This window comes from uncultured Marinobacter sp., assembly GCF_913055835.1.
Taxonomy (GTDB): Bacteria; Pseudomonadota; Gammaproteobacteria; order Pseudomonadales; family Oleiphilaceae; genus Marinobacter.
Map to the genome: position 1 here is coordinate 20799 of NZ_CAJXKQ010000003.1, position 13857 is coordinate 34655.

The 13857-nt window shown below is 57.4% G+C and carries 11 protein-coding genes; 6 read left to right on the forward strand and 5 right to left on the reverse strand.

Annotated features, from left to right (window positions below; translation table 11 throughout):
• Positions 1-16 precede the first annotated feature (16 nt).
• A complete protein-coding gene (locus QZ534_RS02725; protein WP_296931186.1) occupies positions 17-676 on the reverse strand; it encodes an alpha/beta fold hydrolase in 660 nt (219 codons plus the stop codon).
• Positions 677-709: 33 nt separating this feature from the next.
• Positions 710-1906 (reverse strand): 1-acyl-sn-glycerol-3-phosphate acyltransferase, encoded by a 1197-nt coding sequence (locus QZ534_RS02730; RefSeq protein ID WP_296931187.1) that lies wholly within the window; start codon positions 1904-1906, stop codon positions 710-712.
• 217 nt (positions 1907-2123) lie between these two features.
• Here QZ534_RS02730 and recQ point away from each other — a divergent pair, with 217 nt between their 5' ends.
• The gene (gene recQ, locus QZ534_RS02735) at positions 2124-3992 is read left to right on the forward strand and encodes a DNA helicase RecQ (RefSeq protein WP_296931189.1); all 1869 of its coding nucleotides are present in this window, start codon (positions 2124-2126) and stop codon (positions 3990-3992) included.
• 3 nt (positions 3993-3995) lie between these two features.
• Here recQ and QZ534_RS02740 read toward each other — a convergent pair whose 3' ends face one another.
• Positions 3996-4550, reverse strand: a complete 555-nt coding sequence (locus tag QZ534_RS02740) for a YiiD C-terminal domain-containing protein (protein WP_296931191.1) — start codon at positions 4548-4550, stop codon at positions 3996-3998.
• A 188-nt stretch (positions 4551-4738) separates the two neighbouring features.
• Between QZ534_RS02740 and QZ534_RS02745 the strand changes: the two genes are divergently transcribed.
• Positions 4739-5710, forward strand: a complete 972-nt coding sequence (locus tag QZ534_RS02745; protein ID WP_296931193.1) for a hypothetical protein — start codon at positions 4739-4741, stop codon at positions 5708-5710.
• Between the two features lie 9 nt (positions 5711-5719).
• On the opposite strand, the gene QZ534_RS02750 is transcribed toward QZ534_RS02745, so the two are convergent.
• The gene (locus QZ534_RS02750; RefSeq protein ID WP_296931195.1) at positions 5720-7606 is read right to left on the reverse strand and encodes a methyl-accepting chemotaxis protein; all 1887 of its coding nucleotides are present in this window, start codon (positions 7604-7606) and stop codon (positions 5720-5722) included.
• A 149-nt stretch (positions 7607-7755) separates the two neighbouring features.
• Here QZ534_RS02750 and QZ534_RS02755 point away from each other — a divergent pair, with 149 nt between their 5' ends.
• The 4 genes from QZ534_RS02755 to selD all read left to right on the forward strand — a co-directional run bounded on the left by QZ534_RS02755 (position 7756) and on the right by selD (position 12848).
• Entirely contained in the window at positions 7756-9276 is a 1521-nt protein-coding gene (locus tag QZ534_RS02755) for a bifunctional GNAT family N-acetyltransferase/carbon-nitrogen hydrolase family protein (RefSeq protein WP_296931196.1), read from the forward strand.
• 172 nt (positions 9277-9448) lie between these two features.
• Positions 9449-9847, forward strand: a complete 399-nt coding sequence (locus tag QZ534_RS02760; RefSeq protein WP_296931198.1) for a hypothetical protein — start codon at positions 9449-9451, stop codon at positions 9845-9847.
• A 41-nt stretch (positions 9848-9888) separates the two neighbouring features.
• Complete coding sequence (locus tag QZ534_RS02765; RefSeq protein ID WP_296931200.1) at positions 9889-10572, forward strand: helix-hairpin-helix domain-containing protein; 684 nt, start codon at positions 9889-9891, stop codon at positions 10570-10572.
• Positions 10572-12848: a selenide, water dikinase SelD gene (selD, locus tag QZ534_RS02770; protein ID WP_296931201.1), complete on the forward strand. Its 2277-nt coding sequence runs from the start codon at positions 10572-10574 to the stop codon at positions 12846-12848. Before QZ534_RS02765 ends, selD begins: the two co-directional genes overlap by 1 nt.
• Here selD and senB read toward each other — a convergent pair.
• The gene (senB, locus tag QZ534_RS02775; protein WP_296931203.1) at positions 12845-13831 is read right to left on the reverse strand and encodes a selenoneine biosynthesis selenosugar synthase SenB; all 987 of its coding nucleotides are present in this window, start codon (positions 13829-13831) and stop codon (positions 12845-12847) included. The two genes, selD and senB, sit on opposite strands and share 4 nt — an antisense overlap.
• Between the last annotated feature and the right edge of the window lie 26 nt (positions 13832-13857).

Consider the following 13857-nt stretch of genomic DNA (forward strand, 5'->3'; position numbering starts at 1 on the left):
GGGCATGGCTGAACCTTTAAAGCAGGTGGCGGCGAATAAAACGACCGATGTCCTGTATTTCCTCAAGGCACACACTGTGCTCCATGGGATAGGTCTGGTACGCGGGGTCGTAGCCCATTTCTCTCAGGGTTTCGACACTGCGCACACCCAGGGATTCCGGCACCATCGGATCGAAGGTTCCGTGATAGACATTGATTGGCACATCGGCATTAGCCTCCGAGCGCTGGACCGTCTTGGCCGTGGCAAAGTAGGTTGAAAGCGCCAGAATGCCGGCAAAGCGCTCCGGAAAGCTGAGCCCCAGTTCATAGGCTACTGCCCCGCCCTGGGAGAATCCGGCGATGATGATCCGGTTTGCCGGAACGCCCTTCTCTTTTTCACGCTCCACCAATCTGGCGACGGCATCGGCAGAGGCCCGCAATTGTTCGGTATCCACCACCCTGTCAATATCCATGGCCTTGATGTCGTACCAGGCCGGCATGGACATCCCGCCATTGATGGTGACTGGCAGGTTGGGCGCGTGGGGAAAGATGAACCTTATGGCGGCGTCTTCCGGCAGCCCCAGTTCCGGCACCACCGGTTCGAAGTCGTGGCCGCTGGCACCCAGACCATGAAGCCAGATGACGGCAGCGGTCGGGTTTTCTCCGGTTTCAATCTCGATGTACTTAAGATCCTGCACGGTTTACCTCTTGTCTGAAGTTTGAAGGCCGGCTTATTCGGAATGGCCGGATTTCGCGGCATTTGCTTCGAGTGCGGTGACCACCGGATTGGCATACATATCCAGCAGATAGGGCCTAATGGCCGGATCACAGGCCTCCAGGCGCCGCTCCATCTCCGCCTCCGCAGCTTCCATCTCTGCAGGTGACCAGGTTTCGGCAGTGACCACCGAATCACTGACCGTATCGGGTGTGTCATGGGACTGGGGATGAAGGCCGCGTTGCTGGTAAGCCACCAGGTTGGACGCATGCAGGTGATAGTTCGCATGCATCTCGCGGTCTATACGGGTTGCCAGATCTTTCGGGTTGTCCGGTGATTCATGAATGGGCGCACCAAAGTGCACGTGCACGTGCCCCTTGAAACCAGTCAGTCCCTTCATGATCTGCTCGGTGTCCTCGCCCTCACGCTTGATGTATTTGCCGGTTCTGGCCCGGGTTTCCAGTTCCTGGGCTTTGTCGGCATCGCAGGGGTCGTACTCATAGGCGATGGAAACCGGCACGATATGCAGCCGGCTCATGGCCTCGCCAAAACTGAGCCCACTTTTCTTGCGGCTCATGTAAAACATCTTGATGATGGCCGGATCGGTGAAATCAAGGCCGTCCTTCGCCCGGCCCTCCCGCTGGGCGATCCAGATGCTGTGATTGGTATCGATGCTGTGGTTGATGAAGCCGGAGAGTGTGATGTAAGCATCGCGCATCTCCCGGGGGCTGGTCATGCTACGGCGAACCACAAAACTCTTGTTAAGCCGCATCATTTCCGCAAACACCCGGTTAGCCAGGAGGTTGTCACCGATCGCAATCCGGGTGGTGTGAAAACCGTTCTGAAACAGCAAGTAATTCACGACCATGGGGTCGAAAACTATGTCCCGATGGTTTGAGATAAACAGATAGGCGCCATGTTTATCGAGGTTATCCAGGCCGCTGGTCGTGACTCGTGTGGTCGTGCTATCAACCAGCTCGCCCACGTAACCGGAAAGTCCCGCCTGCAGATCGTCAACCCGGGTGTAGTGGCCAAAATGGCTGCTGAGCCAGCGACGGGTAAATACACGCAACATGGCCGGCGCCCAGCGAGCCAGAGTCGGAGACTTGAATCGACCGACCATATCCAGAAATTCCTGATCGTTGACCAGGCGGTTAATAGCAGCGCCGGTTTCTTCGTCCGAATACGGACGGATGGCATCAAATTCCTGCATGGAAGCCCTGTTATTATCTGTGTCTGTCACAATATGGCGTGAAACGGTGGTTTAAAAACGCGGTATTGTAGCGTTTCTTCCACTACTTTGCCTCCATCCGGCAAACGGGTTTGCTGGTCAATGCTCCGGGTTAATCTGGTATCATTGGCCACCGCGCCGACACCGGCATTTCACCCGTCTTAATACAGCGGCTCCAGGCCCAGAAACCGGTTACCCTATGTATCTTGATCAGGATTTCGAACAGCTTTCCACCGAGCGCCCCACCACCTCGGGACGGGATCCGGAACAGGTGCTGCACGAAGTTTTCGGTTATGAAGCGTTCCGGCCGCTGCAGGGTGACATCATCCGGGAAGTCTCGGAAGGACGGGACGCTCTGGTACTGATGCCCACGGGCGGCGGCAAATCCCTCTGCTATCAGGTACCGGCACTGGTGCGCTCCGGTACGGCGATTGTAATTTCGCCCCTGATTGCCCTGATGCAGGATCAGGTCGCCGCGCTGAAAGAGCTCGGTGTGCGAGCTGCATTCCTGAACTCCACCATGGATTTCGAGCAGGCCCGAGCCACCGAATATGCGCTGATGACCGGTGAGCTTGATCTGCTTTACTGTGCGCCGGAACGGCTGATACAGCCACGTACCATCGAACTGCTCCACGATGCCTCCATCTCGCTGTTCGCCATTGACGAGGCCCACTGCGTGTCCCAGTGGGGGCACGACTTCCGGTCCGATTACCTCCAGCTGAGCATGCTGGCCGAGCAGTTCCCCGGCGTCCCGCGCATTGCGCTGACGGCAACCGCCGATGAGCGCACCCGAAAAGAGATCGCGGAACGTCTTTCTTTGACCGAGGCACGTCACTTCGTCAGTGGCTTCGATCGCCCGAACATTCAGTATCGTATTGCACCAAAGACAAACGCAAACAAGCAGTTACTGGACTTTATTAAAGCCGAGCATGACGGTGATTGCGGCATCGTATACTGCCTGTCCCGTAACAAGGTGGATGCCACCGCGAAAACCCTGGCCCAGAAAGGCTATACCGCTCTGCCCTATCATGCCGGACTGTCGTCAGAGCAACGCGCCCTTCACCAGGAACGTTTCCTGCGGGAAGACGGGGTGATTATCGTCGCCACCATCGCCTTCGGTATGGGTATTGATAAACCCGACGTGCGCTTTGTGGCTCACCTGGACCTGCCCAAGAGCCTTGAAGCCTACTACCAGGAAACCGGCCGTGCCGGACGGGACGGTAAGCCGTCTACCGCCTGGATGGTGTATGGCCTGCAGGATGTGATCAAACTGCGGCAAATGCTGGAGAGTTCCCAGGGCAACGACCACTTCAAGAGGGTGGAACGCCAGAAGCTCGACGCCATGCTGGGTCTGTGCGAGGTAACAAGTTGCCGTCGCCAGGTGTTGCTGCGTTATTTCGGGGACCAGCTCGAGCAACCCTGTGGTAATTGCGATACCTGCCTCAATCCGCCCGAGACCTGGGATGGAACCGTGGCCGTGCAGAAAGCCCTGTCCTGTGTATTCCGCACTGGCCAGCGTTTCGGCGTAACCTACCTGATTGATGTGCTTCGGGGCTCGGAAAACGAACGGATTCTGCAGTCCGGCCACCATCAGGTTTCCACCTACGGCATTGGCACCGAGCTTAGCGCCAACGAATGGAAATCCGTGTTCCGGCAACTGGTCGCCAACGGTTATCTCCGTGCTGATCCGGAGGGTTATGGCGCACTCCAGCTAACGGAGCAATGCCGCCCCCTGTTGCAGGGTCGGCAGACCATCGAGCTGCGCAAGGACCCGGTGGTCAAGAAGACCGCAGGCCGGGCCTCTGGTGGCCGATCCAGCAGCCCCGTGAAGGACCAGATTACCGACCAGGCCGGCTGGGACGCCCTGCGAGCCTGCCGCAAGGAATTGGCCGACAAACAGGGCGTGCCTCCCTACGTCATTTTTCACGACACGACCCTGTTCGGAATGCTTGAGCGCAAGCCGCGAACGCTGGATGAGCTGGCCGAGGTCAGCGGCGTGGGTGCTGCCAAACTCGAGAAGTACGGCGAGATATTCCTGGAGACCATTGCCGGCCTTGATCCCGCCTGATCCTCAGGCCTCCGCTTTAAAGCCCTTCTTGCGCACCCGGTAATGGGCAATGGAGGTAGCCACATGGTTGCCCTCCTCATCCCTGAGTGTCCCTTCCAGGGTGAATTTGGCCCGGCCGGTTTCATCAGCGTCGGCAAGAATGCCCGCCACGGTTTCCGGCGGCAGCGTGAAATCCACGGTCACATCGCTGTTGGCCGGCTGCAGGAACTGCAGGGTCATTTCCTTGAGGATTGGCGTGTAAGCGGGGCCCAGGTCGAACAGGGTCAGGACGCCGCCCGGGATTTCAGCCACGAGAAAATACGCACCCGCGTAAAGACTTCCGAAGTGGTTCTTGTTCCCCTTCAGCCGGATTTTCGCCCGCACATAGCCAGGTCTCACTTCCTCAACACTGAAGTTGTTCCTCGGGGCAAAAGGGATGGACAAGCCAATGATCTTGTTCACCGCCGCATAACCACCGGTTTTCTTCAGCCAGGCCAGCGGGCTGGCCAATGTGGCCTTCGGGTCTGTGCTGGCCACCCATTGACCGGTAGCACCGATGAGATTGTCGATAATTGCCATTATATCGCTCCGTTTTTTGGTCGAAGCCGATGATTACAACGGGCTCCGGCAGCCGCAAGAATCTTTTACAATTTTTTTGGACATTGTCCGGTTTATTTTTGAATTTGTGTTCTAAAGTGAGGGTTGCCCGTTTGAATCACGATTGCTAACCGGGCCAGCTTTTCCAGGATTAAGAAAGGATTTCTGATTTGGAATGTTATCTGCCCGCTTTCGTGGCCTTCACCCGGTTCCGAAGACTGTTTCTGTGGCTGCCCGTGCTGGTTCTATGTCTTGCCGCAGCCTTCCTGCCAGCGCTTCCAGCCTTCGCGGCCGCAACGTCACCGACAGGCTCGCCGGAAGCGACCAGTCGAGACTATCTGCTCTGGTACCGGAACTACGACAGCCCGGCTATCCGCGCGCTTGTCGAGCTTGCCTTGAAGAAAACCCCGGAATACGGCGGCTTCCGGATTATTCGAAGTGAGGAGCTAAGCCAGGGTCGGGTGCTTCGGGAACTGGCAGATGGCCAATCCCGCCTGGTTGATATTGCCAATGTAGCCACTTCGGCCGAGCGGGAAGAGTTTCTGACAGCAATTCCTTTCCCGGTTGATGGCGGCCTTCTGGGCTTTCGGGTCTGCGTGGTTTTACCGGAATCGTTACCGAAATTCGAAGGCATCAAGAATCTCGATGACCTCCGAGCCAGTCAGATCTGGATCGGTCAGGGCTCACACTGGCCGGACACGCCCGTGCTGGAGGCAAATGGTATTCCGGTAGTTACCCACTCCCGATACGAGATACTGTTCGGGATGCTCCGGAACGAACGCTTTGACTGTTTCGCCCGCGGTGTCAGTGAAGTCCTGTACGACCTGGAAATGGAGCAGGATCCGAACCTGGTGATCGAACCCAACCTGTTGATCGCCTACCCCATGCCTTCCTATCTGTTTGTCGGCCCCCACGATCAGGAGACCGCACATCGGCTGCAACTGGGCATTGAGCGTGCCATTCACGACGGGAGTTTCAGCAACTTCCTGAGGGCCTACTACGCCCGCGCCGTCAAGGATCTGAACCTGAATACGCGCACGGTGATCACGCTGGAAAATCCGTTTCTCAGCGAGGAATCGCGCTACGTAGGGCGCAGCACGCTGGAGAACCTGCGCCGACGCCTCGATCTTCTGAGCCGCTAGTCCGGTCCACTAGACCCGGAATCGTGACACGTTCTGGTTCAGTGCCTTGCCGATGCTTTCAATCTGGCCGCTATAAACATCGTTTTCCGTCGCGGCAGCGGCTGCCTCCTGCCCCTGATCCGCAATTCGGGTAATCGACGAGTTCAGTTCTTCCGTCACCGAGGTCTGCTCTTCGGAGGCCGTGGCAATCTGCGATGTCATCTGACTGATGGAGGTGATCGCCTCGGCAATACGGTTGAGCGCTTCCATGGCGTCCTGGGCTTTCTCCATACTCACATTGGAAACCGCCGTGGAAGCCTTCATTACATCAACCGCATCGTTGGCACCTTTCTGCAGACGCTCGATCATGTTGTTGATTTCCTCGGTGCTGGACTGGGTGCGCTGCGCAAGGTTGCGCACCTCATCGGCGACTACCGCAAAGCCGCGCCCTGCCTCACCGGCCCGAGCGGCTTCAATGGCGGCGTTCAATGCAAGCAGATTGGTTTGCTCCGCAATCCCCTGAATTACCTCAAGCACGGTAGTGATAGAGGCAACGTCTTTGCCGAGCGTATCGATGACCTCAGCCGCGGCATTGATCTCCTTCGAGAGCTTCTGAACCGCATCCCGGGAGGCGGCCACGGTTTCAAGCGACGCACGACTGTCACCGTCGGCGGTATTGGCGGCATCTGCGGTTTGCTGTGCGTTCTGGGCAATCTCTCCAGCGGCGGCCGACATCTCATTGATCGCGGTGGCAACCATATCGATCTCGGCCTGCTGGCTTTCGACGCTTGAACGGCTGGTGCTGGCGGTGTCCCTCAGGGAACTGACGTTCTGGCCCAGTTCCGCGCTGCCCTGCTGAACATCCCGGACCACAGTCTGGATATTCTCGACGAACTGGTTAAAGCTTCTGGCCAATTCCCCGAACTCATCTTTGGCACTGTCGTCCAGACGCTGGGTGAGATCCGCATCCCCGGTACCAATATCCGCCATGGCCGTGTTCAGACGCCGAACTGGCGCCATCAACACCTTTATGCCCAGGTGCAGAATCACCAGCGACACGATCAGGCCGATAACCGCCATGATCAGCCCGGTCATCCGCGCACTTTGCACCGGGGCGTTGATCTTGTCCGCATTCACAAAGGTACCCAGGTACCATTCCACGCCGCGGGCCTCACTGATCGGGTGGAAGCTGGCTTCCCAGTTTCCTTCATCATTGGCGTATTCATGGGCGGATCCGTCGAAGTCGGGTTTGCCCCCGATCAATTCACTGATGTTCTTGCCAACAAGATTCTGCCTCGGGTGGAAAAGCACCGTGCCTTGTTCGTTGATCAGGGCTGCGTAACCGGTATCCGCCAGGGTCACGGTAGAAAGGGTTTTTGCGATAGCGCCCAGGCCGATATCTGCGCCTGCCACGCCTTCGTATTCACCACGCTTCACAGGTGCGAGCGTGGAAATGATCATGTCGTTGGTGCTGGCATCCTGGTATGGCTCGGTAAACGATGCGCTTCCCAGGCGCATGGCCTTTTTGTACCAGGGGCGTTCACGGGGATCGTAATCATCCGGGAGTGTTGCGTCGGCCTCGGGGGATTTCATCAGCATGTAGCCATCGGTACGACCGACATAAACATCCCGGAACCCGCCGCCGGTGGTGATCGCCTGCAAAACGACCCTGGCTTCGTCATCATTTTCCGCACTTTCCAGGGCTTTGGCAGTGGCTTCGGTCATCACCAGCCGGGTGTTGAGCCATTCGGCAATGCTTGAGGTGCTCTGTTGCACGGTGTCGTCGATCAGCGCGTCCACATAGGTTTTTGTGGTGTTCTGCAGCCGCAAATCGCCAGAGAGCGTAAAAGCCCCCATAACCAACAGCAACAGAATACCGAAAGCAGTCAGGAGCTTTTGCCCGAATGTCAGCTGCACAGTCGAATCCTCAGAAATAAAAATTGATATTCGTTAATGTGTCTTTCGGCCTGCAATGCGAAGTCTTTAGCGGCTTCTGTTAAACTTTTACGGTATTAACGCAATTGCCGAGCGTGTCCTCACTCCATAACGAACGGGAGCCGAACTCAATGGCCCATGAAGAACTGCACCTCAACCTCCGGAACCTGAAGCTTGAAGACTACGAGCAACTTCAAAAGCTTATGGACCGCGTTTACGACGATATCGGAGGCGCCTGGCCCAAGGAGACCATCAAGGCATTGGTGGAACAGTTCCCGGACGGGCAGATCTGCATTGAGGAAAGTGGCCAGCTTATCGCGGTAGCGCTGACGGTTTGCGTGAAATACGAGCGCTTCAGCAACCCGCACACCTACGACGATCTTATCCTCCGGAACGAGAAGATCTGGCACAACGCCAATGGTGACTCCCTCTACGGGCTGGATGTCTTCATTCACCCGGACTATCGGGGCTACCGTCTGGGGCGTCGACTCTATGAAGCGCGGAAGGAACTCTGCCGTTCCATGAACCTGCGTGCCATTCTCGCGGGTGGCCGGATACCGAGTTACTTCAAATACGCCGAACAGTATTCTCCCGAGGAGTACATCCAGCGTGTGGATCGCAAGGAGATCTACGATCCGATCCTGAGTTTCCAGCTTTCCAACGATTTCCAGGTCACCCGGCTGATGCACAAGTACCTGCCAGAGGACGAAAAATCCCAGGGCTACGCCACCTTGCTGGAATGGCGGAACATTCTGTATACCCCGCCCTCGCCGGTTCTGAGCGTCAAGAAAACGCAGGTTAGGCTTGGTGCCGTACAGTGGCAGATGCGGGAATTCACCTCTGTTGAGGAAGTGCTCAAGCAGGTGGAGTACTTTGTGGATGCGCTGTCTGACTATAAAAGTGACTTCGCGATCTTCCCGGAATTTTTCAACGCGCCGCTGATGGGCCTCACCGACCAGATGGACCAGACCCGGGCCATCCGCTTCCTGGCCGGATTCACCCAGCAGTTCCGCGAAGAAATGTCCGAAATGGCGGTGAGTTACAACATAAACATCATCACCGGCTCAATGCCGTTGATCGAGAACGACCGGGTATACAACGTATCCTATCTCTGCCATCGGGATGGCCGCGTGGATGAACAGCGCAAGGTCCACATTACGCCCCATGAGCGTCGCGACTGGGTTATTGAGGGCGGCAGCCAGTTTGAGGTTTTCGAAACCGATGCCGGCCGGGTCGCCATCATGATCTGTTACGACATCGAGTTTCCGGAGCTGGGCCGTATTGCTGCAAGCCAGGAAGTCGATATCATCATGGTGCCCTTCTGGACAGACACCAAAAACGGCTACCTTCGGGTTCGCCAATGCGCCCAGGCGCGGGCAATCGAAAACGAATGTTATGTCGTAATTACCGGGAGTGTTGGTAACCTGCCGAAAGTCGAGAACCTGGACGTCCAGTACGCCCAGTCATCCGTATTCTCGCCGTCGGATTTCGCCTTCCCCCATGATGCGGTGATGGCTGAAACAACACCCAATACGGAGATGATCATGTTCTCCGATATGGACCTGGAGAAATTGAAGCTGGTTCGCAACGAGGGGTCTGTCACCAACCTGAAAGATCGCCGCGTTGATATGTACGAGCTGAAAACGAAATAAACTGGCCCGATTGGCCAGGGTGAATTGTTAAAAAACTGCCTTAGCGGTTGTTCGTATGGCACTGATGGCGTTGCAAAACCAGAACCCAGTGTCTATTGTTTAATCAATATCCAGCCTGTCTCCCCATGAGACAGGTTGCTGTGGATACGGAAATCATCAGAGAACCTGATTCATGAACGAAGCATTGCCGGATCTTGTCGCCCGATTTCGAATCAGACAGGGCCTTTTCCGAAAGGAGCTTGTCGAAGCCGCTCTTTACGAACTGGACGGTTATGGGTGTGTGATGAAAACCGACAAGGTGTTCAACCCCGGCGACACCGTGGTACTGGACCTGGTCGTGGATATGCCCTTCGACAAGATCCGTGCGGAAGGCCTGTCTGGTCTGGTGACCGAGCGCCGAAAACACTGCAGCAACTTCTTTTACTCCATCGATTTTGTGGAACTCGACTCCAACGGGAACTCCTCTCTGGCAGAAAAGCTCCGCAGAATCCGGGAAGTGGTATCCAAAAAGCAGTCACTCAAATCACGTCGTTCCCCTGGCTCCATTTCCGGCTTCCGGCAAATGGCCTGATCCTGAATTTTCGTTGAAAACTGTCTGTAAGGAGACATTCCATGGCAAAGAAAGCCAAACAGAACGTTGATAAGATCGTGAAGAAGGTCAACAAGGAGTTTGAAAAGACATCCGCCCAGATCGAAGGCCTGGTGAACGATGCGCTGAAGCAGTTCGACAGCCTGCAGAATCAGGTTCAGGAACCGGTGCGCAAGCTCCTTAAGGAAATTGACGAGCTTCGCGACCGTGAGATGAAGCGTTTCCACGAAGAGTTTGAACGCCGCCTTGAGGAATTCCACGAACTGCAGAGTAGCATTCTGGAGCGCCTGGGTGTGGCCTCGAAAGAAGCCGGTGAAGAGGTCAAGAAGCTCACAGATGAAGTGAGCAAGGAAGCCAGCACGGCGGCCAAGAAGTCCGCTCCGAAAAAGAGCGCGAAAACGGCCTCCAAGTCAAAAGCCTCTGCCAGCAAGCCTGCTGCCAAAAAGCCAGCTGCTAAGAAGCCTGCTGCGAAGAAGCCCGCGGCCAGGAAAGCGCCCGCTGCCAAAGCCGCCAAGCCGGTTGATAAAAGCGACCTGACCCTGGTTAAGGGTATTGGGCCGGCCACTGCAAAGAAGATGAAGGACGCGGGCATCACCTCCATCGACCAGATCGCCAACCCGTCTGCGGAAGACCAGGAAAAGCTGAAGGCCTTCTCTAACGTCAAGGGATATAGCCAATTTACCGCCGAAGCCAAGAAAATTAGCTAATGCGAACGCCTGACCAGCCTGTTTTACGGGACATTGTCCTGATTGGCGGCGGGCACAGCCACGTCGGGGTACTGAAACGGTTCGCCATGAACCCGGTCCCCGGCGTGCGCCTGACCCTCATCTGCCGCGACACCCACACCCCCTATTCCGGCATGCTGCCCGGCTACGTGGCCGGCCATTACAGCTACGACGATGTGCACATCGACCTGAGCCGTCTGGCCGAATACGCAGGCGCACGGTTCTATCGTGCCGAGGCCATGGGTATCGACCGGGATCGCAAGCGTGTTATCTGCCGTGGCCGTCCGGATGTGCCCTACGACATTCTGTCCATCAACATTGGCTCGTCACCCAGGGTCAATGAGGTGGAGGGTGCCTCCGACCATGCGGTGCCGGTTAAACCCATCACCGGTTTCAATAACCGCTGGCTCGCCCTGCTCTCCCGGATTGAGAACCACGATGGGCCACTCACGGTTGCGGTGGTCGGAGCTGGCGCCGGTGGTGTGGAACTCACCCTGGCGATGCAGTTCCGCCTGAAGAACGAACTGAAGCAGCGCGGTAAAGACCCGAGCCAGCTCCATTTCCACCTCTTCGACGCTGCAGAGGAAATTCTCCCCACCCACAACCCGAAGGTTCGTGAGGTTTTCCGCAGGACGCTGGCGGAACGCGGCGTAAAGGTGCACCTCGGGTCTGCGGTGAGCAAGGTTCAGGAAGGGTTAATGGCCACCGAATCCGGTGAAACCCTGCAAACCGACGAAGTGCTCTGGGTGACCCGGGCCGGCGGGCCAGAGTGGTTGAAGGATACCGGCCTGGCGCTGGACGACGGGCTGTTCCTGCGAGTACGCGATACCCTGCAGGTAGAGAACGACGACAGCATTTTTGCTGCCGGTGACATTGCCAATGTACTGAACCACCCCCGCGAAAAAGCGGGCGTGTTTGCTGTGAGACAAGGCCCTCCCCTGGCCGACAATCTCAAGCGCCTGGCCACCGGAAAAGATCCGAAGGATTTCTACCCGCAGAAAAAGTGGCTGGCGTTAATCAGCACCGGCGATAAATACGCCGTCGCCTCCCGGGGCGACATGCAGTTTGACGGCGCCTGGGTCTGGCGCTGGAAGGACTGGATCGATCGCCGGTTCATGAAGAAATTCAATGATCTGCCTCCCATGGAGGAAGACGCCAAATTGCCGGATACCGCAGCGGCCCAGAACGCGGAGGAGGCCTCCCAGGCAATTTCGGCGGTGGCCATGCGTTGTGGTGGATGTGGAGCCAAGGTCGGCAGTACCGTTCTCTCCCGGGCTCTGGGTGAACTCAAACCCATCGAGCGGGACGATATCCTCATCGGTCTTCACGCCCCGGATGATGCGGCCGTTCTGAAGGTACCGCCGGGCAAGGCCGTGGTACACACCGTGGATTTCTTCCGTGCCTTCATTGATGACCCTTACATCTTCGGCAAGGTGGCGGCCAACCACAGCCTGGGTGACGTCTTTGCCATGGGTGCGGAGGCGCAGAGTGCCACGGCCGTGGCCACCGTGCCCTACGGCATTGAATCCAAGGTTGAGGACGTGGTTTACCAGATGATGTCCGGTGCCGTGGAAGTGTTGAACGAAGCCGGATGCGCGCTTGTGGGTGGCCATACCGGCGAGGGCAAGGAACTTGCCCTGGGTTTTGCCGTGAACGGCCTGATCGACCCGGACGAGGTCATGAGCAAGGGCGGGCTGAAAGCCGGAGACGCTCTCATCCTTACCAAGCCCATAGGCACAGGTACCCTCTTTGCCGCCCACGCAAAGCTGGCCGCCAAAGGGCGATGGATTGATTCTGCCCTGGCCTCCATGATCCAGTCCAACAAGGCGGCGGCAGACTGCCTCAGAAAGTTCGGCTCAAAAGCCTGTACCGACGTTACCGGGTTCGGCCTGCTCGGGCACCTGGTTGAAATGACCAGGCCCTCGGGTGTGGATGCTGAGCTGGACCTTTCTGCGATTCCCATTCTGCCAGGCGCCGAGGAGACCGCTGCGGCAGGCATCCTCAGTTCACTGCAACCCGCAAACATCCGCTTGCGCCGCGGTATCCGGGATCAGGAAAAGTGGATCAATCACGCGCGGTACCCACTGATCTTTGACCCGCAAACGGCCGGAGGCCTGCTGGCGAGCGTTGCGGCAGACAAGGCCGAGGAGTGCGTTCGGGAACTGAAGTCGTTGGGCTATCCGCACACCGCCATCATCGGCCGCATAACCGCCCAGGATGAATCGGGGCCCATCGAGCCCATTTCCCTCCGGGATTAATGTCTCTGTAAACAGCGCTGCATTGCAAGGTGTAGCGCCTGTTCCAGGGATGCCTGTTCTTTTTCCGGCAGAAAACGCGCGGCCAAGCCGCCAACCTGCTTTTTGAGGGTGTCCAGAAACCCGGGTTCGGTCTCTGCGCGGTAGAGCAGATCGGCCAGAGCCTGCTCGTCCTCAACGGGAAAATATCCGGCATAGTCCCGCCCCAACAAGCCGACGTTTCCCGGGATGTCGGATGCCAACACCGGCAAGCCAGCCCGGCAGGCCTCGGAGACCACGTTTGCGCCACCCTCCATCACCGAGCTGATCACCATTACCTGGCTGTTTGCCATCAACTGCCGAGTGCTGGTTTTATCCAGCTCCCCTAGCCATCGAAAGCGTGGGTTTCCAGCCACTTCCTGTTCGGCCTTGTGGTGCCACTCTTCGTTGTGGGCCTTGCCGGCGCAAACAACCTGGATCTGCGAGTCTTCCGGCAGCAATCGCGCAGCGTAGGCCGCCCGAAGAGAATCCTTTTCGTCCCGAAGATGGCCGATCACACAAACGCCGAATGTCTTTTCCGTTGTATCCGCTTGCGGCGCCGGAAAGGCTTCTGGCCCGTCAGCCGACTGGTAAAGCGTGACCAGCTTGCTGGCAAACCTGGCGGGTATGTCGTGCGCTACCAGATCGTGCAGTCCGATAAGTGCATCGGCTATTTCCATGGAATACCGGGTATCTGCCGGGCACTCGTGCTGGTGGTGATAGATATCCGTACCTGTGAGGGCCACGATGAGGGGCTTTTCTGGCCAGGTTTCACTGAAACGCCGTATGGCATCGACACTTCGCCAGGCATGTAAAGCTATACAAGCATCGCAGGGTTCACCGTGGTATTGAGTAACCACCTCGACCGAGTGCCCGGCAGTTTCCAGCAAAGCCTTCCACCGCTCCGCCGTTGCCCGGTTTCCTGCTTTCGAACCCGGCTGCGCCGGGGTGATCATTATGAGATGCATCGTGTCGGATCTGCCCAAGGTTGCTG

Excerpts from the sequence above, each read along its gene's own strand:
- selD (WP_296931201.1), top strand. The coding sequence starts at position 10,572 with ATGCGAACGCCTGACCAGCCTGTTTTACGGGACATTGTCCTGATTGGC.
- QZ534_RS02765 (WP_296931200.1), top strand. The coding sequence starts at position 9,889 with ATGGCAAAGAAAGCCAAACAGAACGTTGATAAGATCGTGAAGAAGGTC.
- QZ534_RS02755 (WP_296931196.1), top strand. The coding sequence starts at position 7,756 with ATGGCCCATGAAGAACTGCACCTCAACCTCCGGAACCTGAAGCTTGAA.
- QZ534_RS02760 (WP_296931198.1), top strand. The coding sequence starts at position 9,449 with ATGAACGAAGCATTGCCGGATCTTGTCGCCCGATTTCGAATCAGACAG.
- recQ (WP_296931189.1), top strand. The coding sequence starts at position 2,124 with ATGTATCTTGATCAGGATTTCGAACAGCTTTCCACCGAGCGCCCCACC.
- QZ534_RS02730 (WP_296931187.1), bottom strand. The coding sequence starts at position 1,906 with ATGCAGGAATTTGATGCCATCCGTCCGTATTCGGACGAAGAAACCGGC.
- senB (WP_296931203.1), bottom strand. The coding sequence starts at position 13,831 with ATGCATCTCATAATGATCACCCCGGCGCAGCCGGGTTCGAAAGCAGGA.
- QZ534_RS02740 (WP_296931191.1), bottom strand. The coding sequence starts at position 4,550 with ATGGCAATTATCGACAATCTCATCGGTGCTACCGGTCAATGGGTGGCC.